This window comes from Deinococcus sp. KSM4-11 (assembly GCF_004801415.1).
Taxonomy (GTDB): domain Bacteria; phylum Deinococcota; class Deinococci; order Deinococcales; family Deinococcaceae; genus Deinococcus.
Genome location: NZ_SSNX01000007.1, coordinates 1 through 25,396, shown reverse-complemented (window position 1 = coordinate 25,396; position 25,396 = coordinate 1). Strand labels below are relative to the sequence as shown.

The following is a 25,396-nucleotide window of genomic DNA, read 5'->3' as shown; positions in this document are numbered from 1 at the left end:
AGCGCTAGTCCATGACGCCGCAGCCGCGCCCCCTGCCCCCCGCCCGGCCCCTTGAGGTTCGGCCGGGAGCAGGGGGCGCGGTTCGGGCGGCTGGCCTGCCCTCGGCGGCGGGCGCGTGGCGGCACTCGCTGCGCTTCCGGCTGGCCCTGACCTACTCCGCGCTGGCGCTGCTGATGATCATGCTGGTCAGCGCGAGCGTGGTGGCGCTGCTGCTCTCGCGCATGGATCAGCAGTTCAATGCCCGCCTGAACGAACGCGCGGACACGCTGGCTGAAGCCTTCACTGGCACCGGGCAGGGCTTAGGCAAGACGGCGGGCGGCCCGACCTCGTACACCATGCTGGTCAAGGACGGCACCGTGATCTACGCCAGCCCGATCCTGCGGGAGTTCGACCGCTCGCCGTTCCCGTTTGGTGAACAGAGCCGCGTGAACATCCAGGACACGACCGTGCGCGCCGTGAAACGGCAGGCCGGGGACTTCGGAACCCTGTGGGTGGGCCTGCCGGAGGACGACCTGATCGCGGCCCGCGAGAGCGCCCTGAGCGCGCTGCTGGTGGCGCTGGTGTTCACGCCGCTGCTGCTGCTGCTGGTGGGGTGGTGGGTGGGGCAGCGGTCGCTGAGCGGCCTGGAGCGGGCGGCCACGCTCGCCGACCGGATCGACCCGACCCACAGCCTGGAGACCCTGCCGCTGCCCGTTCGCGAGGACGAGGTGCACCGCCTACTGAGTGCCCTGAACCGCCTGCTGGTGAGAATCGAGGCCGGGCAGGCCCGTGAGAAGCAGCTGCTCGGCCAGATCGTGCATGAGCTGGGCGCGCCGCTCACGGTGTTGAGGGCCAGCCTGGCGCGGGCCGGAGAACGCACCGGGGATGCTGAGGTCATGCGGGCCGCGCTGGTCGCCGACGAGCTGACCTTCACCACGCAGGATCTGATGCAGCTTGCGCGTGGGCAACTGGAGATCAAGCTGGCGTGGCACTATATTCCGGCCACGACGCTCCGCGACCGCCTGGACCGGCTGGTGCCGGGCACCACCTTCAGCGGGAACTGGACAGTGGGCATCCTGTGCGACCCGGACCGGCTGACACAGGCGCTGCGCAACCTGCTGGCGAACGCCCGCCGCGCCGCCGGGCCGGAGGGCACCGTGACGCTCGACCTGAAGGACACGCCGGAGTCCCTGACCTTCACCGTGCGGGACTCCGGCCCTGGCCTGCCGACCGAACTGGGCGAGCGCATCTTCGATCCCTTCGTGAGCGGCTCCGGCTCCTCGGGCCTGGGACTGAGCGTCAGCCGGCAGATCGCGGCCATGCACGGCGGCAGCCTCCGGGGCGCAAATCACCCCCAGGGCGGCGCGCAGTTCGTCCTGACCCTCCCGAACGCGGCCCTGACCGACGAGGATGAGGCCTTCTGAGCCCGTCCATCCCCCTATCCTGACCGGGTGACCGTTCCCGCCCAGGTGTCCGCTGAGACCGCCGACGAACTGCTGGCCCTGCTGACGCTGCGCTTCACGCCGCAACTTGGGCCGCGCCGAATAGAGTCCCTGCGGGCGCACTTCGGGTCGGCCCGACAGGCGCTGCAGGCCACGCTGGGGGAACTCCGCGAGGTACCCGGGCTGGACGTGAAGAGTGTGGCGGCCATCGGATCGGTGAAGGCTGCCGAGCAGGCGCAGACCGAGCTGAAGGAGGTTCAGGAGGCGGGCGTGACCCTGCTGGGCCGGGGGCTGGACGGCTACCCGGACGCGCTGGAGGCGCTGGGCGACCCCCCGCCGGTGCTGTGGGCGCTGGGGCCACTGCCGGAATTTCCGACGGTGCCGCGCGCCCTCGGCATCGTGGGCACCCGCGCGGCCAGCCCCCATGCGCTCACCCTGACCCGGCATCTCGCCGCCGACCTCGCTCGCGCCGACGTGGTCATCGTGAGCGGGCTGGCCCGTGGCATCGACACGGCCGCACATACGGCCGCCGTGGAAGCGGGCGGCGTGACCGTGGGCGTGCTGGGCAGCGGCGTGAACCACATCTACCCCAGCGAGAACGTCCCCCTGGCGCGGCGCATGACCGTGATCAGCGAGTACCCGCTGGGCACACCGCCCGCGCAGCATCATTTCCCCACACGGAACCGGCTCATCGCCGCGCTCTCGGCCGGTTCGCTGGTGGTCGAGGGCGAACTCAAGTCGGGCTCGATGATCACGGCCACCCACGCCCTGGAGTGCGGGCGCACCGTGTTTGCGGTGCCCGGACGGGCTGGCGATCCCAGAGCGGCCGGGCCGCACCGCCTGATCCGTGAGGGAGCGGTGCTCACCGAGTCCGCGCAGGACATTCTGGACGAATTCCACTGGGGCACAGCGCCGGTTCAGCTCCTACCGGAACTGCCACCGGAACAGGCGAGGGTTTACGCCGCCCTGACCACGCCCCGGACGCTGGACGACCTGCAACTGGCAACCGGGCTGGCCCTGCCAGCCCTCCAGACGGCCCTGCTGATGCTCCAGTTGCAGGGGCTGGCCGAGGAGACCGGAGGCCGCTGGGCGCGGCGCTGACCTAGCACCGGGGCGTGCTCAGGCGTGCTGCGGCCCGTAGTCCTTCTCCACGCTGATCTTCGGCGGCCCGCTGATGGTCACGCCCTCACGTTCCGGGGCGTCCAGGACTTCAAGCACGTCCTTCACGCCCACACGAAGCCGTCCTTCATCCCCGATGACCCGATCCAGAAGTGGGTCGAGTGTGAGGCTCCACCCTCCGCCCGACCACGGCACCTGCACCCGTAGCACATGGCCCTGACCGAGGGCGGCGAGTTCCAGATCATCGATCCGGACGCGGATACGGCCGTCGGTGAAGCGGACTTTCACCGGGCACGCCAGGTGTGCAGGATTCCAGGCTGAGACGGGATCTGAGGCATGGGCGCAGAATACGGGCATGAACATCCTGATCCTGGGAGGCACCCAGTTCGTGGGCCGGCACATCGTGGAAGCGTTCCTGGCGGCTGGGCACACGGTCAGCATCCTGACGCGCGGCCAGTCGAGGGACGACCTGCCCGCCACCGTGGAGCGGCTGCGTGGCGACCGCGCTCAGGCGACTGGCCTGGAAGCCCTCGCCAGCCGCTCGTGGGACGCCTGCGTGGACGTGAGCGGGTACCTTCCACAGGCCGTACGGGCCAGCGCCGAACGGCTCCGGGATCACGTCGACCGGTACGTCTTCATCAGCACCGCCAGCGTGTATGCCCACCCCGAACGCCATCCGGTGCGCGAGGACGATCCGCTGTCACCTGCCGCCGCCGAGGACGTCACGGAGGTCACGGGCGAGACCTACGGGCCGCTGAAGGTCACCTGCGAGCAGATCGTGCAAAAAGTGTTCGGGGATCGGGCGACCATCCTGCGCCCGCAGATCGTGGCGGGGCCCTACGACCACACGGCCCGTTACCCGTACTGGGTCGACCGGGCCGCGCGTGGAGGCACCGTGCTGGCCCCTGGTGACGGGTCGGATCACGTGCAGGTCATCGATGCTCGCGATCTGGCGCGCTTCACGGTGAAGGTCGTGGAGGAGGGCATCGGCGGGATCTTCAACCTGGCCGGGCCGCGCCTGAGCTGGGCGGCGTTCGTGGCCGTGCTGGGTGTGACGTCTCCTGTATGGGTCAGGACACACGATCTGAAGACACACAATCTCGGCTTTTCCGAGCTGCCGCTGTTCATCCCGGAGCACGACGCGCAGGGTGGCCTGATGGATGTGGACAATGCCCGGGCCGTGGCCGCCGGTCTGACCCTGACCGATCCGGCGGCGACCGCCCGCGATACGCGCGCCTGGAGTGCAGATGCCGGCCTCTCTTACGCCCTGACGCCGGAGCGCGAGGCCGAGGCGTTGGCCTCTGTCCGAAGAGAGTAGGAGAGCGCTTTCTCACGCTCCTTTTCTCTCCTGGAGAGAGAGGAGAGGGGTGGTATGCTGACCGCGCAAAGACTCAGGTCAGCATGCTGGAAGGGAGGTGCACGCTATCTCGCAGGGCGAAATCTGGGCGGACGTGCTGGGGTACGTCCGCAGGAACATTTCAGAAGTCGAATACCACACCTGGTTCGCACCGGTGAAGAACCTGGGAGTGCAGGAAGGCTCGCTGGTGCTGGGCGTGCGGAATTCCTTCGCACAGGAGTGGTTCCGCAAGCACTACCTCGAACTGCTGGAGGACGCCCTGCGGAGCCTCGGAGCTGAGCATCCGCAGGTAAGTTTTCAGGTGCTGCCCGCACAGCAGGAAGCCATGCTGCTGCCCAGCGATCCGCCACCGCCACCACCTGGCCGGATGCAGTCAGAACGGTCGCAGGCGGCGCCCCCGGTGGACAACCGCAAGAGCCTGAACCCGAAGTACACCTTCGAGAACTTTGTGGTCGGCCCCAACAACAACCTCGCGCACGCGGCGGCCCTGGCGGTCGCGGAGTCGCCTGGCAAGGCGTACAACCCGCTGTTCATCTACGGGGACGTGGGCCTGGGCAAGACCCACCTGATGCACGCGGTCGGGCACTACATGGCCGAGCGCTTCCCAGAGAAACGCATCGAGTACGTCTCGACCGAGTCGTTTACCAACGACCTGATCAACGCGATCCGCGACGACAAGATGACGCAGTTTCGCAACCGTTACCGCTCGGTGGATCTGCTGCTGGTCGACGATATCCAGTTCCTGGCGGGCAAGGAGCGCACGCAGGAAGAGTTCTTCCACACTTTCAATGCGCTCTACGAGAACCACAAACAGATCATCCTGAGTTCTGACCGGCCGCCGAAGGACATCCAGACCCTGGAATCCCGCCTCAGAAGCCGCTTTGAGTGGGGCCTGATCACGGATATCCAGTCGCCGGAATTCGAGACGCGCGTGGCCATCCTGAAGATGAACGCCGAGCACAACCGTATCGACATTCCGCAGGATGTGCTGGAGCTGATCGCGCGGCAGGTCACGGCGAACATCCGTGAGCTGGAGGGCGCGCTGATGCGCGTGGTGGCCTTTGCCAGCCTGAACAACGTTCCGTTCTCTCGCGCTGTGGCCGCCAAGGCTCTCTCGAACGTCTTCGCACCACAGGAAGTGAAGGTCGAGATGATCGATGTGCTGCGTCAGGTCGCCTCGCACTACAACATGCCGCCGGATGTGATTCGGGGAAGCGGCCGGGTGCGCGAGGTCGTGGTGCCCAGGCAGGTCGCGCAGTACCTGATCCGCGAGCTGACCGACCATTCTCTGCCGGAGATCGGACAGTTTTTTGGTCGGGATCACTCGACCGTCATGCACGCCATCAGCAAGGTCACGGAGATGCTGGGCAAGGATGTCGAGATGACCACGTCCGTGAATATCCTCCGGCGCAAGATGCAGGGCCTCGAAGATGAGGGTCTGGACGCATAATGACTATGCTGGATTCTTCTCAGTTCAGAATAAGTTCCAAAACCCGTTCCAAAATGGTGTGCACAGTTTCACAAGCTGTGGATAACCCTGTGGATAAGCTGTGGATAACTCCGTTTTTTCTGTGGATAACTGTGTGGACAACTCCGCCTGCCCGAAGCCCTGTGGATAACCCCCTCTTTTGTCCACAGCTTTTCCACAGCTTTTCCCGACTTATCCACAATTTCATCCACAGGACAAACCTGCACTGAGTGCGGCTTCAGACCACTTTTCCACAGTTTCCACAGGCCCTATTACTACTACTACTATCTTTTTTTAGTTAATAGAACAGATAAAAGATAGGGAATCCAACCAGAGAGGCGAGGCATGAAAGCGAACGTCACCAAGAAAACCCTGAGCGAAGGACTCGGTCTGCTGGAACGCGTGATCCCCAGCCGCAGTTCCAACCCCCTGCTCACGTCCCTGAAGGTCGAGGCGAGCGAGGCCGGACTGACCGTCAGCGGCACAAACCTGGAAATCGACCTGTCGTGCTTCGTGCCCGCCGAGGTGCAGGCGCCGCAGAACTTCGTCGTGCCCGCCCACCTGTTCTCGCAGATCGTGCGCAACCTGGGCGGCGAACTCGTCGAACTGGAAATCACCGGCAACGAACTGGCCGTGCGCTCCGGTGGCTCGGACTTCAAGCTCCAGACGGGCGACATTGACGCCTACCCACCCCTGACCTTCCCCGAGCATGCGGACGTAAGCCTGGACGCCGAGGAACTCGCGAAAGCGTTCTCCAGCGTGCGCTACGCCGCCAGCAACGAGGCGTTCCAGGCGGTGTTCCGAGGCATCAAGCTCGAACACCGGCCGGAAGGAGCACGGGTCGTGGCTTCGGACGGTTACCGGGTCGCCATCCGGGATTTCCCGGCCAACGGAGATGGCCGCAGCCTGATCATTCCAGCGCGCTCGGTCGATGAGTTGATCCGGGTGCTCAAGGATGGCGAGGCGCGCTTCACCTACGGCGATGGCCTGCTCAGCGTCACGACGGACCGTGTGCGCATGAATCTCAAACTCCTTGATGGGGATTTCCCCGATTACGAGCGCGTGATCCCCAAGGACATTAAGCTCCAGGTCACGCTGCCGGCCACCGCCCTGAAGGAGGCTGTGAACCGCGTGGCCGTGCTGGCCGACAAGAACGCGAACAACCGGGTCGAGTTCCTGGTGTCTGAGGGCAAGCTGCGTCTGGCGGCCGAGGGCGATTACGGGCGCGCGCAGGACACGCTGGACGTCACGCAGGGCGGCCTGGAACCGGCCATGAGCCTCGCTTTCAATGCCCGACACGTGCTGGATGCTCTGGGGCCGATCGAAGGGGAAGCCGAGCTCCTCTTCTCGGGCTCCACGAGCCCCGCCATCTTCCGCGCCAGTGGCGGGGGTGGCTACATGGCTGTGATGGTCACGCTGCGCGTCTGAGGGGCCAGCCAGCGCCTGCATGGGCCGGTGGCTCGGAGCAGTGACAGGTTCAAGCAGCACCTCGGCGCTCGACTTCGCGCGATGACCCCAATGGCAGCCCCTGAAAGTTATCCACAGTTTTCGTGCCTGTGGATAAAAAATGGGGATAACTTTCGATTCAGCCGGAATTTAGGCCACGCTCACCTGACTTAGACGGCCTGGATCGTGGGCTGACGTTCGGCGCTTATAGTGTCAGGGATACACCCACTCGCCCCACCCGGCAGGATTCGAGGGCGCAGGGTTGACACCCGGAGGAACACCATGAACATCGACAAAGTGATCGCTCGTGAAGTGCTGGATTCGCGCGGAAATCCGACCGTGGAGGCGGAAGTCCACCTCAACAGCGGCGCGATGGGCCGCGCGATCGTGCCGTCGGGGGCCAGTACCGGCACGCACGAGGCGCTGGAACTCCGTGACGGCGACAAGGGCCGGTACCTGGGTAAGGGCGTGCAGAAGGCCGTGGCGAACGTGAACGACGTGCTCGGCAAGGCCATCGTCGGTCTGGACGCCAGCAACCAGTCGGGAATCGACGCGGCGTTGATGGACACCGACGGTACGCCGAACAAGGGCAAGCTGGGCGGCAACGCGATCCTGGCCGTGAGCCTGGCGACCGCCCGGGCTGCGGCCGACGAGCTGGGCATGCCGCTGTACCGCTACCTGGGCGGCAGCAACGCCAAGACCCTGCCCGTGCCGATGATGAACGTCATCAACGGCGGCGCACACGCCGACAACTCCGTGGACTTCCAGGAATTCATGGTCATGCCGGTCGGCGCGCCCACCTTCCGCGAGGCGCTGCGCTACGGTGCGGAGGTCTTCCACACCCTCAAGAAGGTGCTGTCCGGCAAGGGCTACAACACCAACGTCGGCGACGAGGGCGGGTTCGCGCCGGATCTGAAGAGCAACGAGGAGGCGCTGAGCGTCCTGCTGGAGGCGATCGAGAAGGCCGGCTACGAGCCCGGCAAGGACATCGCCATCGCCCTCGACCCAGCCGTGACCGAGCTGTTCAAAGATGGCAAGTACCACCTGGAAAGCGAGGGCCGGGTGCTGAGCACCGCCGAGATGGTGGACTTCTGGGCGGACTGGGCCAGCCGGTACCCCATCGTGAGCATCGAGGATGGTCTGGCCGAGGACGACTGGGACGGCTGGGCCGCCCTGACCGCCAAGATCGGCGATAAGGTGCAACTCGTTGGCGACGACCTGTTCGTCACGAACCCCGAGCGGCTTCAGCGCGGCATCGACTCCAAGGTCGGGAATGCCATTCTGGTGAAGGTCAACCAGATCGGGTCTCTGACCGAGAGCATGGACGCCATCGAACTCGCCAAGCGCCACCACTACGGCACGATCATCAGCCACCGCAGCGGGGAGTCCGAGGACGCCTTCATCGCGGATCTTGCGGTCGCCACGAATGCCGGACAGATCAAGACCGGCAGTGCCAGCCGCTCCGACCGCATCGCCAAGTACAACCAGCTGCTGCGCATCGAGCACGCGCTGGGCGACCGCGCCGTGTATCCCGGCCGCAAGGCGCTGCGCTGAAGGACAGTGGGCTCTGAGCGATAGGCTGTGGGCACCTCTACTGTGTCCACAGCCTGAAACCCGGAGCTCACCTCCTCTTGGAATTGCTTCCACCCCCCACGGAGTCCCCAACCATGAAACACTTTGACCGCGCCACCAAGATTGTCGCCACCATCGGCCCCGCCAGCCGCAGCCCGGAAGTGCTGGGCAGAATGCTGGACGCTGGCCTGAACGTCGTGCGCATGAACTTCAGCCACGGCAACCCCGAAGACCACCGCCAGACCTACACCATGGTGCGTGAACTCGCCGCGCAGCGTGGCACCGTGATCGGCATCCTGCAGGATCTCCAGGGCCCCAAGATCCGCGTGGGCCGCTTTGCGGAGGGCAGCGTGACCCTCGCGCCCGGCGACAAGTTCATCATCACCATGGACGACGTTGAGGGCAATGCCGAGCGTGTCAGCTCCACCTACAAGGGACTGGCGGCCGACGTCCATCCGGGCATGGCACTGCTGCTCGACGACGGCAACATGGCCCTGACCGTCGAGGGCGTGCGCGGCAACGAGGTCACCACCCGCGTGGTCGTCGGCGGGGTGCTGAAGAACAACAAGGGCATCAACGTGCCCGAGGCCGACCTGAGCGTGCCCGCGCTGTCCGACAAGGACGTGCAGGACATGGAGTTCGGCGCGGAACTGGGCGTGGACTGGGTGGCGCTGAGCTTCGTGCGCTCACGCGATGACCTGCTCCTGGCCCGGCATTACCTGTCGCGCTTCGGCAGCCGCGCCAAGCTGATGGCCAAGATCGAGAAACCGCAGGCTGTAGACCGCTTCGAGGACATCCTCAAGGAAGTGGACGGCATCATGGTGGCGCGCGGTGACCTGGGCGTCGAGATGCGCGCCGAGCAGGTGCCGACCATCCAGAAGCGCATCATCCGCATGTGCCGCGAGCAGGGCAAACCCGTGATCACGGCCACGCAGATGCTAGAGAGCATGATCAATCTGCCGCGCCCCACCCGCGCGGAGGCCTCCGACGTGGCGAACGCCATCTACGACGGCACGGACGCCGTGATGCTGTCGGCCGAGTCGGCGGCGGGCCTGTACCCGGTCGAGTCGGTCGCCATGATGGATCGGATCGCCCGCGAGGCCGAGGCCAGCGAGCACTACCAGCTGATGCAGCAACAGATGGTGATCGACACGGAACTCGCGCAGGACTCGATTGCCTTCGCAGCCTGCTCGATCGGCGAGAAGCTGGAAGCGCCGGCCATCGTGACCTTCACCAGCACCGGCGGCGCGGCCACCCGCATTGCCAAGTACCGGCCCTCGATGGCTGTGCTGGCCCTGACGCCCAACGAGGTCACCCGCAACCAGCTGGCGCTGTCCTGGGGGATCCACCCCATGCTCAGCGAGGATCCGCGCGACACGGACGATATGGTGCGCATTGCCAACGAGGAACTGCGGAAGTCCGGCTTTGCAGATGTGGGCGACCGCTACGTGATCACGGCAGGTGTGCCCTTCGGCGTGCGCGGTACCACGAACATGTTGCGCGTGGAGCGGCTGCGCGAAAATGATCTGACCGGTCGTCGCTGACCAGCGAAACCAGACAAGAAGGGGAAGCGCGTGGCTTCCCCTTCTTGTCTGGTTGTTTCAGCGCACCTGACGACGATGTGGCGGCACTGTCAAGTGAACGTCAGTCTTTTTATCCACAGGCACGTGAATTATCCACACCCAGCCTGTGGATAACCCTGGAGGCCTATCTGGCATGAATGCTGTCCTGGACTGTCTACAAGGCATGCCGAGTTATCCACAGGCCCCTGTGCATAACTTCGTTGCCGGTCTCGTGATGTCATGACGTCCCGACGGTACTTAAAGGCTTTCTGAAGATCAGGCCCCCAGGGTCAGCCGCGCGAATTTGTCCTTGCCCTTCTGAAGAACCACGCCGCCCTCACGGCTCAGGTCATCCCGCGTCAGGGTGCCCTGGGCGTCCGTGTAGACCTCGCCGCCCAGCTTCAGGCCCCGGTTCTGGATCAGCTTGCGGGCTGCGCCGTTGCTGGGCTCCAGCCCGGCCAGTACGACCAGCTTTGCCATGCTGATCTGCCCCCCCTCGCCCAGTTCCGCCGCAGGCACGATGGCGGTGGGAATGTTCTCCGGGATGCCGCCCTTCGCCACCGAGCGGAAGCGTTCCTCGGCGGCATCCAGATCGGCGTCCGGGTGGAACCACGCCACGACCTCGCGGGCCAGCTCGCGGTGCGCAGCGACCGGATGCCCTGCCAGCAGTTCCTCGATGCGGGCGCGCGGCAGGTCGGTCAGCAGCGTGAAGTAGTTGTCCAGCAGCGGATCCGGTACCTTCATCAGGCCCGCGAACATCGCGTGCGGCGCGTCGGTCAGGCCGATGTAGTTGTCCAGACTCTTGGACATCTTCTCGGTGCCGTCCAGGCCGACCAGTAGCGGCAGGGTCATGACCACCTGCGATTCCTGCCCGTAGTCGCGTTGCAGGGCGCGGCCGACCAGATTGTTGAACAGCTGATCGGTGCCGCCCAGTTCCACATCCGCTTCCAGCGCCACCGAGTCGTAGCCCTGCGTGAGCGGGTAGAGCAGTTCGTGCACGGCGATGGGCACGCCGCCCTCGAAGCGCTTCCTGAAATCGTCGCGTTCCATGATCCGGGCGACCGTGTAGCGGCTGGCGAGGCGGATCACGTCGGCGTAGCCCATCGGTTCCAGCCACTCGCCGTTGAAGCGCACCTCCAGCACCTCGGGCTCCTCGCGCAGGACCAGCCGGCACTGCTCCAGGTAGCTCTGCGCGTTCGCGCGCGTCTGCTCCAGCGTCAGGGGCGGGCGGGTCTTGGACTTTCCGCTGGGGTCGCCGATCATGGCGGTGAAATCACCGATCAGCATGATGACCTTGTGGCCCAGATCCTGGAACTGCCGCATCTTGCGCAGGATCACCGCGTGGCCCAAGTGGAGGTCTGGGCGGGTGGGGTCGGCGCCCAGCTTCACGCGCAGGGGCTGGCCTTTGGACAGTTTGCGGCGCAGGTCGTCCTCGCTGACGAGATCGACCACCCCGCGTTTCAGGATCTCAATCTGCTCGTCGATGGGCAGGTTCCGTCGAATATCGTTGCTCACTGGGGTCATGGTCACTCCACAAAAAAAGGGCGCACTTGCTACTCGCAGGTGCGCCGCTCGGGGTTGGATTTCAGGCGTTCATTTCCTCAACAGTTCACCCGTCCACCTCAGCGGCAGCGGGGATATGCACGTCGGGTCAGGCGCCTCATACCCCCAGGCTAGCACGCTGCTCAGGGCGGCGTGGGCACCGTACTGGTGTCCGCCGCCGGTACCGTGATACCGCTGGGCAGCTTCGTCTTCTCGTTGGTGGTTGCGCCTGCCAGTCCCGCGGAGGTCAGGCCGGTCGCCGTCCTCAGATCTGCGCTGCTGAGGTTGGCGTTGTGGAAGGTCGAGCCGGTCACGTCTGCCGTCTGGAAGTCCGCCCCCGTGAGGTTTGCACCCCGGAACGTCACGCTTTTCAGGGTCGCACCCCGGAACGAGTCGTTCGTGAAGTTCGAGCCCTCGAACAGGCTGCCGCTCAGGTCGCTGCGCGAGAAGATCAGGCCCCGGAAGTCCGTCTGGCTGAACATCAGATTCCGGGCGCTGATGCGGCCCATGTCGATGCCCGTCAGATCCTCCCGGTACGCCAGCGCGGCAAACACGGCGCGGGCCTCCTCGGCCGCCGGTTCCTCGCTCACGGCCAGCTTGCGCCCTGCCTGCGTGACCGGGCTATTCACCCGCATGTAGGCCGCGAGGAGGCGGACGGCCACCTCGCGCCGCTCGGCGCTGCTCTGCGCCACCTGCCCCAGCAGGGCGATCCCGCCCACGCGGGTGGTCAGGTCTGTTCCGGCGAGCATTTCTACGGCGCTCTGGAAGCGGTTGGCGGCCTGCGTGTCCCGGTACTGCGCCTGGGATTGCAGGGCGCTGAACAGTGCGATCAACACCGTGACCATGGTTGCCAGGATCGGCACGACGTCCAAGAACGCCCTGAGGCGGCCGGTCTTCTCCTTCTCGCGCTGGCGTTCGGTGCGTTCCTGTTCCTGCTCGGTGCGCTGCTGTTCGACGGCCAGTACCGTGTCCGGATCCGTGGTCTGAGGCGACATTTCGCCCAGTGTTTCATGTCATCCGGGCGTGGTCACGTACTCGCGGTCGAGGCGCTGGTACATCTCCTCGGCGTTGTCCGGGCGGGGGTGTACCTCGTCCAGCGCGTCGCCGTACCGGCCGCTGATGTCGATGGCCGGATCACGGAGGTTCAGCCGCGTGGCCTCCGCCGCATCGAGGTGCTGGGCGAGGGCAGCCGCCTGGTCGTCGAAGCTCAGGTCGTCGAGGCCGGAGTCGAGCAGGGCGCGCACGGCGGCCTCCGGCGCGAAGGTGACGTGCAGGACATCGAGGTGCTCGGTGGCCTCGATGCAGTACGTCACGTCCCGGGCCAGTTCGGCGGTCAGGGTCATGTGGGGCCTCCGGTTGGGGTGAGGGGCAGGGTGAGGACGGCTTCGGTGCCCAATCCGGGCGCGCTGCTCAGGGTCAGGGTGCCGCCGTGCGCCTCGGTCAGGCTGCGAGCGATACTCAGGCCCAGGCCGCTCCCAGGCGCAGCGCGGGAGTCGTCGGCGCGGTACAGGCGGTCGAACACGCGTGGCAGTTGCTCCGGCGCCATGCCGCGCCCGGTATCCCGCACCGTGAGGCGCAGTGTGCCCGGCGTGGGTTGGTCGGCGGTTAAGGTCACCTGCCCGCCTGCGGGCGTGTGGTTCAGCGCGTTCTGCACGAGGTTGTGCAGGATCTGTGTGATCCGTACCGGGTCGAGGACGGCCGCCTGGGGGCCGCCCTCGACCACGTCCAGGGAAATGCCGTGCTCGGCCGCCACGCTGCGGAAGGCCTCCTGCACGTCGGCCAGCAGGGTGGGGACGTGCACCTCCCTGCGTTGCAGGGTCAGGTCGCCGGCATCGGCGAGCCACAGCAGCCGGAGGTCGCCGCTCAGGTGCAGCAGGTGCGAGAGCTGGGTCTGGAGTCGTCCCAGGCGCTCTGCAGAGACCGGCAGCGTGCCGTCCTGCATGGCCTCCACCGTACCGCGCAACACCGCCAGGGGCGTGCCCAGCTCGTGCGCGATGTCCGCCCCGAACTGCCTGTCGGCGATGCGGCGGCGCTCCAGTTCGGCCGTCATGGTGTTGAACGCGCCGAACAGTTCACCCCACTCGCCCTCCGGCAGTGGGCCGTTCAGGCGGGGGGCCTGCCCGAGCGTCAGGCGGTGAACGCCGCCCTGGAGGGTACGCAGGGGAGCCAGGAAGGCCCGGGCCAGGATCATCCCGCTCAGCACCGCCAGCAGGGCCACCGCGACCACGAGCAGCAGCAGCAGCCAGCCGCTGCGGGCCAGCAGGGCGCGGCTCTGCGCGTCCAGGGTGGGGGGTGTGCCGGTGGCGTACAGGTAGGCGATGGTTCGTGTATCGACCTGGATGGGAAGCACGGTTCCGCTCAGGACGGCCCCGGCGGGATAGCCGGGCACGCCGACCAGCACGCGCCGCTGCGTGTCCAGCACCAAGTACGGTGGCGGGGGCCCGGCTGTGGCAGCCGCTCCCGGTGGGCCGAGCGGCGTCTCCTGCGGGTGCAGGCCCGCCAGGCGGCCGGTCAGCCGGTAGTGGCTCTGCACGTTGTTCATGACCTCGTCGACCACCTGATCCTCTTTCAGGTTCAGGTAGGCGCTGCGGGCGTAGGCGTACGTCAGGGCGGCCAGCAGCAGCAGCGCCGGTACGCTCACCAGCGCGAAGGCCAGCACCAGCCGCGTGCGCAGGGTCAGGGGCCGACGGAGCGGGCGGGGAAGGCCCGTGGGCGACCCCGGCATGACCCGGCCGCTCATGGTGGGTGACCGAGGCGGTAGCCAACGCCGTACACCGTCTCGATCAGCTGCGGACTGGTCGGATCGCGTTCCAGTTTCGCGCGCAGGTTCCGTACGTGTACGTCGATGGTGCGTTCACTGCCGCCGGCGTCCTCCTGCACCTGCCCCAGCAGCTCGGAGCGCGTGAACACCCGGCGCGGATTGAGCATCAGCACGTGCAGCAGCTCGAATTCCACCCGCGTGAGCTTCACCGCCTCACCGTGCACCGTCACGTCCCGCGTGTGCGGATCGAGGGTCAGGTCACCGCCGCGCAGCGGCCCGCGAGGCGTCCCTGGGTTCGCGCGCCGCAGCAGGGCGCGCACGCGCGCGAGCAGTTCCGCCATCGAGAAGGGCTTGGTCAGGTAATCGTCCGCGCCGAGTTCCAGGGCCAGCACCTTGTCGGCCTCGCCGTCGCGGGCGGTCAGCATCAGCACCGGCACGTCGGACTCCAGCCGCAGCCGCCGGAGCACCTCCAGGCCGCCCAGACCGGGCAGCATGACGTCCAGCAGCACCAGGTCGGGTTTGTGGTGCAGCGCGGCATGCAGGCCCCTGTGTCCGTCTCGGACGCCCGTGACGCGCAGGCCGTGCGCGTCCAGGTACTCGCGCAGCAACTCCGCCATGCCCGGATTGTCCTCCACGCACAGCACCTGCGGGCCGCCCCCGGCAGCGGGATCGCTCATGGGGGCAGCGTAGCAGCGGCTCCCCGGACACGCCCAGCGCTCTACTCGGGTTTTGAACATCCGGATGCTATTTCTGGATCATGAACACCCTCCCCGCCCAGCTCCCTCCGGATGACGACGACGCCCAGATCGGCAGCATCTACTCCCGCCGCCGCGCCCTGAAACTCTTCGGAATCGGCACCCTCCTGGCGGGGGGTGCGGCGCTGGCCGGGGGCGGCGGCCCCGGCGGGGCGGGCCCGATGAACCCCATGGGCACCAGTGCCGGTACGACCGGCGTGACCGGCCTGCCCGGCTGTGTGGTGCGTCCCGAGCAGACGCAGGGACCGTACTGGGTCGACGAGAAACTGAACCGGCGTGACATCCGCGCGGACGGCAAGACCGGCGCGGTGAAGGCTGGGGTGCCCCTCACGCTGGACTTCGTGGTCTCGCGCGTCTCGACCAGCGGCTGCCAGCCTCGCGCGGACGTCATGGTGGACATCTGGCACTGCGACGCGCTCGGCGTGTACTCCGACGCGACCGATCCCGGCTACTCCACCAAGGGCCAGAATTTCCTGCGCGGATACCAGCGCACCGATGCCGGGGGCAAGGTCAGCTTCAGCACCATCTTCCCCGGCTGGTACGCGGGCCGGGCCGTCCACATCCATTACCGCCTGCGCACGCTGGACGGCAGCGGCAAAGTCACGTCGGACTTCGCCTCCCAGCTGTTCTTCCCCGAGACCCTGATCGATCAGGTGCACGCCACGGCGCCCTACAAGTCGAAGGGCAAGCGGGACACGCTCAACGCCACGGATCAGATCTATAAGAACGGCGGCAGCCAGATGCTCCTAACCACCACGGGGACGGTCGCCAGCGGCCTGCACGCCACCTTCGACGTGGGCCTGAACCTCGGCTGAGTCGCTAGCATGCGCGCGTGAAGACCATGCAGGAACTCCGCGCCACGCTCCCACGCCCCGGCCGGGTCGAGTGGATCGGCCTCCGGAGTGCCCGTCGCGCTCCCGTGCAGAGCGTTGAGGAGGTTCAGGTGCACCCACTGGTCGGCCTGATCGGCGACCACGGCAAGACGGCCCCTGGACGTCTAACGGCCCTGACCGGAACGCCGGGCGAGACAGAGCCCGAGGTGCACGCTCCCCCCATGCCGGGAGGCCGGGGCAAACGGCAGGTGACGCTGATCCAGGCCGAACACCTGCCCGTGATTGCCACCCTGGCCGGAGTGGACGCCGTGCAGCCCGGCCAGTTGCGACGCAACATCGTCGTGAGCGGCCTGCCGCTGCTGGCCCTCAAGGATCGCCGCTTCCAAATCGGTGAGGTTGTGCTGGAAGGTACCGGCGAATGTCACCCCTGCTCGCGCATGGAGGAGGAATTCGGCGAGGGGGGCTACAACGCCGTGCGCGGGCACGGCGGCCTGACCGCCCGCGTGATCCGGGGTGGCGTGATCCGTGTGGGTGACGATCTGGTTCCCCTGGACTGACCGCCCGCTATCCTGACCGGCATGGCCCGCGATCCCGACCCCAAGACCCACCTGGGCCGCACCCGCTCGGTCACACTCGCCGGAGCGTTCGGGTTTACGCGCCTGATCGTGGAACTCGGCGTCCTGAGTTCCTTCGCGTTCAGCCTCGCCCTGTTCATCGCGGCCATCGTGCAGGCCTACGAGACGATCCGCCAGGCGCTCGGCCACCTGGGCGACCCGCACACCACCAAGACCCTGATCATCGCGGCGGTCGAGCAGGCCGACACCCTGCTGGTCGGCATGGCCCTGCTGATCATCTCCTTCGGCCTGCAAGCTCTGTTCGTGGGCCGTCTCCAGAATGTGCCCGCGTGGCTGCACATCGACTCCTTCGACGACCTGAAACAGAAGCTGATCGGCATCGTGATCGTGGCCCTGGCCGTGAATTTCTTCAGCGTGGCGCTGGAGTGGAAGGCCGGGTCGGACATCCTGGTGTACGGCGCGGCCATCTCGGCGGTGATCATCGCCGTGGGCACGTACTCCGTGATCCTCAGCCGCCAGGGCACGTCGCGGGATGGAGCGCACAGCGACGTGCCCGGTGACGATGCCCGTCCTTGACGACCGGCTGGAGGCCGCCTGCACCCTGATCCGCGCGCCTGTCCATGCCGATATCGGCAGCGACCACGCTGCCCTGCCCATCGAACTCGTCCGGCGCGGTCACGTGCGGCAGGCGATCATCGTGGAGCTTAGCGCCGGCCCGCTGGAGGTCGCCCGGCAGGCCGTGATCCGTGCTGGGCTGGAAGACCGGATCGAGGTGCGCGCCGGGAACGGGCTGGCCCCCCTGCGTCCCGGTGAGGTCGACAGCGTCAGCCTGACTGGTCTGGGCGCCCGCACCATGCTGGGCATCCTGGACAGGGCAGGGGAGACCCTGCCGCCCGCCCTGATTCTCCAGCCGAACGACGCTCCCCATCTGCTGCGCGAGTGGGCCCTGGGCCAGGGCTTTCACCTGCGCGCCGAGTGCCTGGCCCCCGGCTTCTGGACCTACCCAGTGCTGCGCTTCGAGCGCCAAGGAGGGATCGACCCAGCGTACGACGGTCTGCCCAGCAGCGCAGCCATGAGGTACGGTCCGCACCTGCTGCGCACCGCCGATCCGCTGCTTCTGGCACAGGTGCGGGCCGACGTACAACGACTCGCGCGGGTGGCCCTGCCGGGTCGGCCAGCGTGGGCGGATCTGGGAGTTGCCCACGAGGCCCTGACCTGGATCTCCGACGCCATCCAATAAAAAAACCGCCTTCTCGGCGGTGATGGAAGAACTATAGCGCGGTATGCACCGGCCGTCAAGCCGATCCACGGCCTGCGGAAATCGGTGTGCTGGAGAGCCCCGATGGCGGGGCATACCGAGGATGTATGCATAAAAAGGGAGCGGCCCGGTCGCCCGTGGCCGCCCCACCCAGGCGCTCGACCTAGCGGGCGACCTCGACCGCGCGGCTTTCCCGCACGACCGTGACCTGCACCTGCCCCGGGTACTCCATGTCCTGCTCGACCCGCCCGGCGATCTCCCGGGCGAGCAGCGTGGCCTGCGCGTCCGTGACCTTGTCCGGCTGCACGATCACGCGCACCTCACGGCCCGCCTGGATGGCGTAGGCCTGCTGCACGCCGGGGAACGACACAGCGATCTGCTCCAGTTGCTCCAGGCGGCGCACGTAGGATTCCAGCTCCTCGCGCCGCGCGCCGGGCCGGGCCGCACTGATGGCATCGGCGGCGGCCACCAGGACAGAGTAGAGTGTCTCGCCGTTCTCCGGATCGTGGTGGTGCGCGATGGCGTCGATGACCTCGTGCGGCTCGCCGAAGCGTTTGGCGAGGTTGATCCCGATCTCGACGTGCGTGCCGTCGATCTCGCGATCGATGCTCTTGCCCACGTCGTGCATCAGCCCGGCGCGGCGGGCCATGCCGGCGTCCAGGCCCAGCTCGTCGGCCATGATGCCGGTCAGGTGTGCCACCTGGATCGAGTGCTTCAGGACGTTCTGCCCGTAACTGGTGCGGAAGTACATGCGGCCCAGCAACTGCACCAGTCCCGGTTTGATGCCCACCACACCCGCCTCGATCCCGGCCTCCTCCCCCTGCGCGTGGATGAAGGTCTTCATCTCGTCCTGCGCCTTGTGCACCATCTCCTCGATGCGCGTGGGGTGAATGCGGCCGTCCGCGACCAGGGCGTCCAGCACGTGCTTGGCCACCTCGCGCCGCACCGGGTTGAAGGAACTGAGGATCACGGCTTCCGGCGTGTCGTCAATGATCAGATCCACGCCCGTCAGAGCCTCGAAGGCGCGGATGTTGCGGCCCTCACGCCCGATCAGGCGACCCTTCATGGCGTCGTTCGGAATGGGCACCACGGACACGCTCAGCGCGGCGCTCGTCTCCGAGGCGCTGCGCTGGATGGCCTGCGCGATCACGTGCCGGGCCGTGCGCCGCGCCTCGGCCGTCGCCCGCTCGTGCATGGCCTTCACACGGATGGCCTTTTCCTCTTCCAGTTCCGCGTCCAGCCTGGACATGATCTCGTCCCGTGCCGCCTCCGGCGAGAGGTTCGCGACCTCGTAGAGCTTCAGGTCGATCTGCTTGCCCCGCCCGTCCAGCTCCGCCTCGTGCTCGGCCAGTGTGCGGCCGCGCTCTTCCAGGCGCTCCTCCAGCGTGTCGAGTTTCTCCCCGCGGGCGTCCAGCTGCTCGGCGCGGCGGTTCAGGCGCTCGATCTCCCGTTTGAGCTCGTCGCGTTCGCGCCGGGTTTCCTGACGGTCCCCGGCCAGCGCCTCGCGGTCACGGGCCATGTCCTGCTTGGCCTGCGCCCGCTCGGTCTCCACCTGAGCCCGCAGGGTGGTGAGTTGCTCGCGTTGCGCGTCCAGTTGTGGCCCCAGGGCCGTGAGCTGCGCCTCGCGGTCTCCTGCTTCCTGAATCCGCCGTGCGGCGTCCTGTCTGGCCTGGTCGGCCTGTTCCCGTAGCTGTCGCGCCTCCGCTTCCGCCCCTGCCCGAATGCGTTCCGCTTCCCCACGGGCTTCCCGTTGCAGGCGGTCGTCCAACTCGGCCCGTTGACCCAGACCGCGTGACTGCCCTCCCAGGAATCCCCCGACCAGCCCGACCAGGAGCGCCACAATGACCCAGATGGTCGTCATGCTGCCTCCTTTTTCGGTTCAAATGGGACGCGCCCGCGAGCGGCCCCGACTCCAGTAAGTGGTTGAGATGAACGTCACAAGGAATGAAACGTCCAAGGGCAGTGTAGCCCCAAAGGTGTGAAAGGGCGTTCAGGATGGCTACGCGGGTCAATGCGCGCAGGAAGCGGACGTACAAGACCCTGGGGTAGTTCACCGGAGGTCTGGAAGCGAACTGCCGCAGTTCCTGCATGGATAGGAACAGCCCCCACCACTCGGGCGGGGGCTGTTCAGTGCGTTCTCGCGTTTACTTGCTGGCGTGAACGACGAGCTTCATGGGAATGGTGACTTCGGGGTGGGCGCGGTACGCGATGTCGTACTCGCCGATTTCCTTGACGGTCTTCGGCATGTCGATCTTGCGCTTGTCCACGTCGAAGCCGAGCTTGTCCAGGGAGTTCGCCACGTCCTGGTGGGTGACGGCTCCATAGATTTTGCCTTCGCCGGCGCGCACGGACAGTTCCACGGCGACGCCGTTCAGGCGGCTGGCGAGGTCCTCGGCGGTCTTCTTCTCGGCGGCCAGGATCTTCTGGCGCGAGCGGATGCGCGCTTCGAGGCTCTTCATGTTGCTGCTGGTGGCGGGCGCGGCGATGCCCTGCGGGATCAGCCAGTTGCGGGCGTACCCGTTCTTGACTTCCACGACGTCGCCGGTCTTACCGAGCTTGCTGGGTTCCAGAAGGATGATCTGCATGTCCGCTCCTTACTTCCGAACCAGTTTCTCGGTGTAGGGCAGCAGGGCCAGCTGGCGCGCGATCTTGATCGTCTGCGCGATGCGGCGCTGGTGCTTGGCCGAGAGGCCGGTGCGGCGGCGGGGAAGGATCTTGCCCGTGTCGCTGACAAAGCGGCGGAGCATTTTCACGTCTTTGTAATCGGTGATTTCCAGTTCCCCGATGGAGAACGGATCAACCTTGGGCTTGCGGGGGCGTTTGGGGCCCTTGCCGCGCGGCTTGCGGTCGCTGTTGTCGCGTTGCGTCATGTGTGTTCCTCATGCCTGCAGCGGTCTGTCCCAGAAGCCTGGGGTCAGAAGGGCAGGTCTTCTTCCTCGGGTGGGAAGTCGTCGAGACCTTGATCAATATCCAAGCCGCCCGAACGGTTCCCCGTGGTCGCTCCCCGACTGGCCGTGGCGGGTGCCCGGTTGGCCTGGGGGCGCGCGGCGCTGCTCGCGGTCTGCGTGCGAGGCGTCGCGGGGGAGGCAGCGTAACCGGCTTGGCCGGTGGCGGCGCCTCGGGACAGGGCTTCGACCCTCGTCGCTTCTACTTTGGTGCTGTTGCGCTTGTTGCCGTCCTTGTCCGTCCAAGCCTCGTTCACCAGTCGGCCCTGAACGACGACGGGGTCGCCTTTTTTCAGATCCTTCAGGCTCTCGGCCAGCTCACGCCACAGCGTCACGTCGATCCAGTGGGTCTTTTCCTGTTTCTGCCCCTGTCGATCCGTCCAGGTCTCGTTCACGGCCAGGCCGAGTCCGAGCACGGCGTCGCCGGCGGGGGTGTACCTCAGGTCGGGGTCACGGGTGACGTTGCCGATCATCATGACTTCGTTCATGCCGCTGCCCATGCGAACGCCGCCTCCGGCGTCCTGAACGAGCTCCGGCTGGTAGCCGAGCTGTTCCATGCGCAGGGCCTTCACGCGCACCATGCTGCGTTTGCCGCCTTCCGGCGCTTCCCACTGGGAATACTCCAGGTTGCCTTCCACCATCACGGCGTCGCCGCCCTTGAGGTTACGTTCGGCCTGCCATTCGGCGGGCTTCCCGAGAATGCTGACCCGGTGGTACCAGGGGAGTTTGCGCTCGCGTCCGTCCGTGCCGATGATGTGGTCTTCTCCGGCGACGGTGGCCTCGAATACGGCGGTGCCGCTGGGGGTGTACCGCAGTTCGGGGTCACGGGCGAGGGCGCCGATCAGGTAGACGTGGTTCATGCCTCTGGCCATACTGGTTGCTCCTTTGTGGCTGGCTGGGTTTCCGGTGGGATTCCCGTACTGGGGGCTTTAACGTTGCTGGCGGTGCGGCCTTTGCAGGTTGACCGAACTGTAACAAGCCCTGGGCATTCTGTCAAGAGCGTAGTGCTCCTGGGATGCTCAGGCCTTCTTGGTCTTCCACTCCGGGCGGTCTTTCACCACCAGGACGCGGCGCACGTGATCGCGCAGGCGTAGCGTCGACGCGATGTCCTTCTCGGGGTTGCCACCGGCCTTGATGGTGTACATCAGGTAGTAGCCCTCGCGATCCTTGCCCACCTGGTAGGCCAGGCGGCGGTTGCCCAGGTCATCGAGGTTGCTCAGTTCGGCCCCGGCGTTCTTCATGGTGCTCTCGATGAAGTCCTTCTCGATCTGCACCTGCTCGGCGCTCAGGTTCGGGTTGAGGATCAAATTCAGGTCGTATGTGTTCATGATTCACCTCCAATGCGGGCGTCCGGTGCAAGGCTCGTCCTCGCCGACGCAGCGCAATTGACAACCATACCAGACTGGACGGGCGCTGACCAGAGCCACGCGGCGCATCCCTTTGCTCGCAGTCCTGGATACGCTGTGGCATGACCCAGGAATCCCCTGCCCAGGAACCTCAGCATCCGATTGATGGCATTCTCGACATCCTGAAAGAAGCGGTGGAAGGTGGCACGCCCGGCCAGGGGACTGCCTTCCTGGACGGCACGAAGGCGGACGGCAGCGGCAACCACGGTCTCCTCGCCACGCTGGACAGCATCGACGCCGTGCAGGCCAGCCACGATGTGAACGGCACCAGCATCGCCGGTCAAGCGCGGCACGCCGCGTTCCACATGGAGGTCATCGTCCGCTGGGAACGCGACGGTGACCGGGGCCCCTTCGACTGGAAGGGCAGCTTTCTGCCTCCGCAGGTCACACCCGACGAGTGGGGCGCCCTGCGAACGCGCGTGCAGGCCGCGTACGAGGGAGTAGTGGCCTTTGCCCAGAGCCGACGGGCAGCCCCAGTGGATGGCGACGTGACGGGCGGTCTGGCCGGCGCGGTCGCGCATGTGGCGTATCACCTCGGCGCGATCCTGCAGATGGTCAAGATCGTGAGCTGAAGCCATCTGCCGGTGCGAGGGAAGAATGTGAAGGTGCAGGGAGGAAGTTTCTCCCGTGCACCAGGGTGGGATGGATCGAAGCGCTATTTCCGGCGCTTGAACGGATTCCAGCCGCGCTTCTCCTCCACTTTTTCCACACCGGGCGCAGAGGCGACGGGTTCCACGGGTCGGGGCACCGGGCGCTGGGGAGTCAGGCCGTGACGGCCTACATTCTTGACCGGTTCGGCGATGGCCTTTTTGACCTCGTCATCGCCGCGCTCCTCGCTGGGCAGTTCTCCCATCGACAGCAGGATCTCCCGGCGGATGGCCTCGGCGGTGGGCCGGTCGTTTGGGCGTTTGGCCAGGGCCAGTTCCGCCATCTTCGAGACGTTGCGCGCCACGCCCGGGTTGATGTGGCTCAGGGACGCCGGAAAGCGCGTCAGGTGGGAGACCATCAGTTCCTCGTAGCTGCTGCCGTTGAAGGGCCGGTCGCCACCCAGCAACTCGTACATCAGGATGCCGAGACTGTACACGTCGCTGGCACTGCTGCTGCTCTCGCCGTGGTAGATCTCCGGGGCCATGTAGTACGGACTGCCGCTGACCTTGCCTCCCTGTGCCACGAAGTACGTGCTGCCCATGTCGCCCAGCGCGGCGCGGCCTTGGTCGTCCAGGTACACGTTGTGGGTCTTCACGTCCTGATGCACCGCGCCCTGCTTGTGAAGGTAGGCAAGGGCAGACGCCACGTCCGCCAGGATCCGCAGCGCGTGATCCAGCTCCAGCCGCCGCACCAGCAACTGATCCAGGTGATCGCTGAGCGAGCCCTGTGGGTAGTACTCCAGCGACAGGAACGCCAGCTGCCCGTGGGGCGTGCCCGCCCATCCGCGCACCAGGCGCGGGTGCTTGAACTTGAGGGTCAGGCGCACTTCGTTCGCGAAGCGTTCCGCTGCATCCTGCACGCGCAGGGTCTCCTCGTGCGGGATCTTCAGGGCGACCTTGCGGCCTTCCGGGTCAATCGCGAGGTGCACGGCCGAAGTGTTGCCCCGCCCCAGGACGCGGTGCATGGCAAAGCCGGGAATGACGCGGTCGCGGTCGCTGCTCATGATGGACTGACAGGAAGGAACGCCATATACAACTCTATGCCTCCGGGGGCGGACTGGATGTGCCTTCTCATGGGTCAAGCCGTGAGATCTGCATCTGGATAGTGGGGAGTGGAGCGCATAGGCTCTTTCACCGCTCTTTCAGCCCATACAGACAGACAGCCGAGCGGGAAGTCTTCCTGTTACTCCTCGTCCCCGCTTTCCTCAGCGACGCGTTTTCCGGCCATCCATTCCAGTCCGGCCCACATCAGGTCGTCGAGATCGCCATCGAGGACATCGTCCGGGTTGTGCTTCATCAGTCCGGTGCGGTGATCCTTGATGTACTGCTTGTCGAGTACATACGAGCGGATCTGTGAGCCCCACTCGATCTTCTTCTGCTCGCCCCGCGCCTTGGCCTCCTCGGCCTCGCGTTTCTTGATCTCGATGTCGTACAGCCGCTGCTTGAGGATCTGCAGGGCGATGTCGTGGTTCTTGATCTGCGAGCGGGTCACCTGCGAGGCCACCGCGATCCCGGTGGGGATGTGGGTCAAGCGCACGGCGGAGTCGGTGGTGTTCACTCCCTGGCCGCCCGCGCCCTGCGAGCGGAACACGTCCCGGCGCAGGTCGCTGTCCGGGATGTGGATGTTGATCTCCTCCTCCGGCACCTCGGCCACCACGTCCACCGAGGCGAACGACGTGTGGCGGCGGTTGTTGGAGTCGAAGGGTGAGACCCGCACCAGCCGGTGCACGCCGTGCTCGGGCGCCATCATGCCGTAGGCCTTCTCGCCCCGGATGATGAATTCCGAACTGAGTACCCCGGCCTGCTCGCCGTCCTGCTGGTCGACCAGTTCGACCTTGAACCCCCGGCGTTCGGCCCAGCGCATGAACATCCGCGAGAGCATGCCTGCCCAGTCCTGAGACTCGGTGCCACCCGCGCCGCTCTTAACGCGCACGATGGCGGCCGTGTCGGCGTGCTTCATGGTGAACAGGGTTTCCCGGTACAGGTCATCGACCCGTTTCTGGATGCTCTCCTGTTCCTCGGCCAACATTTCGCGTTCGTCGGCATCGGCCATGGCCAGCATTTCGTTCAGGCCCTGGGCATCCGAGTCCAGCGTCCGGTAGCCATCCACGATACGGCGCACCGTGCCAGCTTCCTGCGTGACCTGCCGGGCACGGCTGGCGTTGTTCCACAGCTCCGGGTCGCTGAGTTCGCGATCGAGTTCGTTCAGGCGGCGCGTTTTGCCGGGAATGTCAAAGGTACTCCCGGAGCGACGCCAGTTTTTCGAGTAGTTCCTGCATGGGCGTGCCTCCCTTCCGCGCGGTTCCGTTGAGCGGGAGCGCGGGCATGTGCCAATGATCAAGTATAGCGACCGTCCGCTCGGGATCAGCAGCAGGACATTCTTTCTGCAATGAGGCCACGCAGATACTCCACGCCAGGTGTTGAGAGACGGCGCTGAGGCTGGAGGTCAGGAGGCTTGGGCCGGAGTCCACTGGAGGGGGTTGACAGGCGAGAGGCTCGCGAGTATTGTTTCTGAGCCTCCACGGAGGCGGGATGCATGACAGGTGAAGCAAGTGCGAGAGCAGGATCGTCCGACAGGACGAACCGGGCGGCTTCTCTCTCCCCGAGAGCGGCTCCAGATCCGGAGAAGGAATCCTACGGGGTTCCACATATGAGTGAAGTCCACTGGACTTCACAGCCAAGCGCAAGCTTGGATCGAACGATACTGACATCGACCCCTTGGGGTTGTG

25 protein-coding genes are annotated in these 25,396 nt (G+C 66.4%); 12 read left to right on the top strand and 13 right to left on the bottom strand.

The window, feature by feature from the left end; genetic code table 11:
• Positions 1 to 11 precede the first annotated feature (11 nt).
• Complete coding sequence (locus tag E7T09_RS16935; protein ID WP_136390379.1) at positions 12 to 1,403, top strand: sensor histidine kinase KdpD; 1,392 nt, start codon at positions 12 to 14, stop codon at positions 1,401 to 1,403.
• Positions 1,404 to 1,430: 27 nt separating this feature from the next.
• The gene (dprA, locus tag E7T09_RS16930) at positions 1,431 to 2,522 is read left to right on the top strand and encodes a DNA-processing protein DprA (protein ID WP_136390378.1); all 1,092 of its coding nucleotides are present in this window, start codon (positions 1,431 to 1,433) and stop codon (positions 2,520 to 2,522) included.
• Between the two features lie 18 nt (positions 2,523 to 2,540).
• Here the strand turns inward: dprA and E7T09_RS16925 are convergent, their stop codons facing one another.
• The gene (locus E7T09_RS16925; protein ID WP_136390377.1) at positions 2,541 to 2,828 is read right to left on the bottom strand and encodes a hypothetical protein; all 288 of its coding nucleotides are present in this window, start codon (positions 2,826 to 2,828) and stop codon (positions 2,541 to 2,543) included.
• Between the two features lie 67 nt (positions 2,829 to 2,895).
• Here E7T09_RS16925 and E7T09_RS16920 point away from each other — a divergent pair, with 67 nt between their 5' ends.
• From E7T09_RS16920 to pyk, 5 genes are all read left to right on the top strand, one after another.
• Positions 2,896 to 3,858, top strand: a complete 963-nt coding sequence (locus E7T09_RS16920) for an NAD-dependent epimerase/dehydratase family protein (protein WP_136390376.1) — start codon at positions 2,896 to 2,898, stop codon at positions 3,856 to 3,858.
• A 133-nt stretch (positions 3,859 to 3,991) separates the two neighbouring features.
• Positions 3,992 to 5,347 (top strand): chromosomal replication initiator protein DnaA, encoded by a 1,356-nt coding sequence (gene dnaA / locus E7T09_RS16915; RefSeq protein ID WP_370294062.1) that lies wholly within the window; start codon positions 3,992 to 3,994, stop codon positions 5,345 to 5,347.
• Between the two features lie 363 nt (positions 5,348 to 5,710).
• Positions 5,711 to 6,793: a DNA polymerase III subunit beta gene (dnaN, locus tag E7T09_RS16910; protein ID WP_136390375.1), complete on the top strand. Its 1,083-nt coding sequence runs from the start codon at positions 5,711 to 5,713 to the stop codon at positions 6,791 to 6,793.
• 300 nt (positions 6,794 to 7,093) lie between these two features.
• Complete coding sequence (eno, locus tag E7T09_RS16905; RefSeq protein ID WP_136390374.1) at positions 7,094 to 8,365, top strand: phosphopyruvate hydratase; 1,272 nt, start codon at positions 7,094 to 7,096, stop codon at positions 8,363 to 8,365.
• Positions 8,366 to 8,478: 113 nt separating this feature from the next.
• Positions 8,479 to 9,927, top strand: coding sequence for a pyruvate kinase (pyk, locus tag E7T09_RS16900; RefSeq protein WP_136390373.1), 1,449 nt, complete (start codon positions 8,479 to 8,481; stop codon positions 9,925 to 9,927).
• 294 nt (positions 9,928 to 10,221) lie between these two features.
• Here pyk and tyrS read toward each other — a convergent pair whose 3' ends face one another.
• The 5 genes from tyrS to E7T09_RS16875 all read right to left on the bottom strand — a co-directional run bounded on the left by tyrS (position 10,222) and on the right by E7T09_RS16875 (position 14,925).
• Entirely contained in the window at positions 10,222 to 11,469 is a 1,248-nt protein-coding gene (gene tyrS, locus E7T09_RS16895; RefSeq protein ID WP_136390372.1) for a tyrosine--tRNA ligase, read from the bottom strand.
• A 161-nt stretch (positions 11,470 to 11,630) separates the two neighbouring features.
• Positions 11,631 to 12,482: a pentapeptide repeat-containing protein gene (locus E7T09_RS16890; RefSeq protein ID WP_136390371.1), complete on the bottom strand. Its 852-nt coding sequence runs from the start codon at positions 12,480 to 12,482 to the stop codon at positions 11,631 to 11,633.
• A gap of 18 nt (positions 12,483 to 12,500) precedes the next feature.
• On the bottom strand, positions 12,501 to 12,830 hold the full coding sequence (locus tag E7T09_RS16885; RefSeq protein WP_136390370.1) for a hypothetical protein: 330 nt from the start codon (positions 12,828 to 12,830) through the stop codon (positions 12,501 to 12,503).
• Complete coding sequence (locus E7T09_RS16880) at positions 12,827 to 14,227, bottom strand: HAMP domain-containing sensor histidine kinase (RefSeq protein WP_136390369.1); 1,401 nt, start codon at positions 14,225 to 14,227, stop codon at positions 12,827 to 12,829. The genes E7T09_RS16885 and E7T09_RS16880 overlap by 4 nt, the downstream gene beginning before the upstream one ends.
• Positions 14,224 to 14,925 (bottom strand): response regulator transcription factor, encoded by a 702-nt coding sequence (locus tag E7T09_RS16875; protein ID WP_136390368.1) that lies wholly within the window; start codon positions 14,923 to 14,925, stop codon positions 14,224 to 14,226. The genes E7T09_RS16880 and E7T09_RS16875 overlap by 4 nt, the downstream gene beginning before the upstream one ends.
• An 80-nt stretch (positions 14,926 to 15,005) precedes the next feature.
• Between E7T09_RS16875 and E7T09_RS16870 the strand changes: the two genes are divergently transcribed.
• Genes E7T09_RS16870 through E7T09_RS16855 form a run of 4 tightly spaced genes read left to right on the top strand, consistent with a single transcriptional unit; the run spans position 15,006 to position 17,651 of the window.
• Positions 15,006 to 15,818: an intradiol ring-cleavage dioxygenase gene (locus tag E7T09_RS16870; protein WP_136390367.1), complete on the top strand. Its 813-nt coding sequence runs from the start codon at positions 15,006 to 15,008 to the stop codon at positions 15,816 to 15,818.
• A 17-nt stretch (positions 15,819 to 15,835) separates the two neighbouring features.
• Positions 15,836 to 16,393: an MOSC domain-containing protein gene (locus tag E7T09_RS16865; protein WP_168734908.1), complete on the top strand. Its 558-nt coding sequence runs from the start codon at positions 15,836 to 15,838 to the stop codon at positions 16,391 to 16,393.
• Between the two features lie 21 nt (positions 16,394 to 16,414).
• Entirely contained in the window at positions 16,415 to 16,987 is a 573-nt protein-coding gene (locus E7T09_RS16860) for a YqhA family protein (protein WP_136390366.1), read from the top strand.
• Positions 16,974 to 17,651, top strand: a complete 678-nt coding sequence (locus E7T09_RS16855; protein ID WP_240741851.1) for a tRNA (adenine(22)-N(1))-methyltransferase TrmK — start codon at positions 16,974 to 16,976, stop codon at positions 17,649 to 17,651. The genes E7T09_RS16860 and E7T09_RS16855 overlap by 14 nt, the downstream gene beginning before the upstream one ends.
• Before the next feature lie 181 nt (positions 17,652 to 17,832).
• On the opposite strand, the gene rny is transcribed toward E7T09_RS16855, so the two are convergent.
• From rny to rpsF, 5 genes are all read right to left on the bottom strand, one after another.
• Positions 17,833 to 19,530: a ribonuclease Y gene (rny, locus tag E7T09_RS16850; RefSeq protein ID WP_136390364.1), complete on the bottom strand. Its 1,698-nt coding sequence runs from the start codon at positions 19,528 to 19,530 to the stop codon at positions 17,833 to 17,835.
• 283 nt (positions 19,531 to 19,813) lie between these two features.
• Positions 19,814 to 20,254, bottom strand: coding sequence for a 50S ribosomal protein L9 (gene rplI / locus E7T09_RS16845; RefSeq protein WP_136390363.1), 441 nt, complete (start codon positions 20,252 to 20,254; stop codon positions 19,814 to 19,816).
• A 9-nt stretch (positions 20,255 to 20,263) separates the two neighbouring features.
• The gene (gene rpsR, locus E7T09_RS16840; protein ID WP_136390362.1) at positions 20,264 to 20,539 is read right to left on the bottom strand and encodes a 30S ribosomal protein S18; all 276 of its coding nucleotides are present in this window, start codon (positions 20,537 to 20,539) and stop codon (positions 20,264 to 20,266) included.
• A gap of 44 nt (positions 20,540 to 20,583) precedes the next feature.
• Positions 20,584 to 21,486 carry a single-stranded DNA-binding protein gene (locus tag E7T09_RS16835; RefSeq protein WP_136390361.1) on the bottom strand — a complete coding sequence of 301 codons (903 nt, stop codon included), beginning with the start codon at positions 21,484 to 21,486 and terminating at the stop codon, positions 20,584 to 20,586.
• A 147-nt stretch (positions 21,487 to 21,633) separates the two neighbouring features.
• Complete coding sequence (gene rpsF / locus E7T09_RS16830) at positions 21,634 to 21,942, bottom strand: 30S ribosomal protein S6 (protein WP_136390360.1); 309 nt, start codon at positions 21,940 to 21,942, stop codon at positions 21,634 to 21,636.
• 140 nt (positions 21,943 to 22,082) lie between these two features.
• Between rpsF and E7T09_RS16825 the strand changes: the two genes are divergently transcribed.
• Positions 22,083 to 22,592: a DinB family protein gene (locus E7T09_RS16825; RefSeq protein ID WP_136390359.1), complete on the top strand. Its 510-nt coding sequence runs from the start codon at positions 22,083 to 22,085 to the stop codon at positions 22,590 to 22,592.
• 83 nt (positions 22,593 to 22,675) lie between these two features.
• Here the strand turns inward: E7T09_RS16825 and E7T09_RS16820 are convergent, their stop codons facing one another.
• Positions 22,676 to 23,671 (bottom strand): serine/threonine-protein kinase, encoded by a 996-nt coding sequence (locus tag E7T09_RS16820; protein WP_136390358.1) that lies wholly within the window; start codon positions 23,669 to 23,671, stop codon positions 22,676 to 22,678.
• Between the two features lie 179 nt (positions 23,672 to 23,850).
• Positions 23,851 to 24,946 (bottom strand): peptide chain release factor 2 gene (prfB, locus tag E7T09_RS16815; protein ID WP_136390543.1). Its coding sequence is split into 2 segments (ribosomal slippage): positions 23,851 to 24,900 and positions 24,902 to 24,946, totalling 1,095 coding nucleotides; the frame shifts between segments, so codons are not numbered across the junction.
• Between the last annotated feature and the right edge of the window lie 450 nt (positions 24,947 to 25,396).

Excerpts from the sequence above, each read along its gene's own strand:
- tyrS (WP_136390372.1), bottom strand. The coding sequence starts at position 11,469 with ATGACCCCAGTGAGCAACGATATTCGACGGAACCTGCCCATCGACGAG.
- E7T09_RS16835 (WP_136390361.1), bottom strand. The coding sequence starts at position 21,486 with ATGGCCAGAGGCATGAACCACGTCTACCTGATCGGCGCCCTCGCCCGT.
- rpsF (WP_136390360.1), bottom strand. The coding sequence starts at position 21,942 with ATGAACACATACGACCTGAATTTGATCCTCAACCCGAACCTGAGCGCC.
- pyk (WP_136390373.1), top strand. The coding sequence starts at position 8,479 with ATGAAACACTTTGACCGCGCCACCAAGATTGTCGCCACCATCGGCCCC.
- E7T09_RS16885 (WP_136390370.1), bottom strand. The coding sequence starts at position 12,830 with ATGACCCTGACCGCCGAACTGGCCCGGGACGTGACGTACTGCATCGAG.
- E7T09_RS16825 (WP_136390359.1), top strand. The coding sequence starts at position 22,083 with ATGACCCAGGAATCCCCTGCCCAGGAACCTCAGCATCCGATTGATGGC.
- E7T09_RS16920 (WP_136390376.1), top strand. The coding sequence starts at position 2,896 with ATGAACATCCTGATCCTGGGAGGCACCCAGTTCGTGGGCCGGCACATC.
- E7T09_RS16875 (WP_136390368.1), bottom strand. The coding sequence starts at position 14,925 with ATGAGCGATCCCGCTGCCGGGGGCGGCCCGCAGGTGCTGTGCGTGGAG.
- E7T09_RS16820 (WP_136390358.1), bottom strand. The coding sequence starts at position 23,671 with ATGAGCAGCGACCGCGACCGCGTCATTCCCGGCTTTGCCATGCACCGC.
- eno (WP_136390374.1), top strand. The coding sequence starts at position 7,094 with ATGAACATCGACAAAGTGATCGCTCGTGAAGTGCTGGATTCGCGCGGA.
- rny (WP_136390364.1), bottom strand. The coding sequence starts at position 19,530 with ATGACGACCATCTGGGTCATTGTGGCGCTCCTGGTCGGGCTGGTCGGG.
- E7T09_RS16880 (WP_136390369.1), bottom strand. The coding sequence starts at position 14,227 with ATGAGCGGCCGGGTCATGCCGGGGTCGCCCACGGGCCTTCCCCGCCCG.
- dnaN (WP_136390375.1), top strand. The coding sequence starts at position 5,711 with ATGAAAGCGAACGTCACCAAGAAAACCCTGAGCGAAGGACTCGGTCTG.
- rplI (WP_136390363.1), bottom strand. The coding sequence starts at position 20,254 with ATGCAGATCATCCTTCTGGAACCCAGCAAGCTCGGTAAGACCGGCGAC.
- E7T09_RS16935 (WP_136390379.1), top strand. The coding sequence starts at position 12 with ATGACGCCGCAGCCGCGCCCCCTGCCCCCCGCCCGGCCCCTTGAGGTT.
- E7T09_RS16870 (WP_136390367.1), top strand. The coding sequence starts at position 15,006 with ATGAACACCCTCCCCGCCCAGCTCCCTCCGGATGACGACGACGCCCAG.
- E7T09_RS16860 (WP_136390366.1), top strand. The coding sequence starts at position 16,415 with ATGGCCCGCGATCCCGACCCCAAGACCCACCTGGGCCGCACCCGCTCG.
- rpsR (WP_136390362.1), bottom strand. The coding sequence starts at position 20,539 with ATGACGCAACGCGACAACAGCGACCGCAAGCCGCGCGGCAAGGGCCCC.
- E7T09_RS16855 (WP_240741851.1), top strand. The coding sequence starts at position 16,974 with ATGCCCGTCCTTGACGACCGGCTGGAGGCCGCCTGCACCCTGATCCGC.
- E7T09_RS16890 (WP_136390371.1), bottom strand. The coding sequence starts at position 12,482 with ATGTCGCCTCAGACCACGGATCCGGACACGGTACTGGCCGTCGAACAG.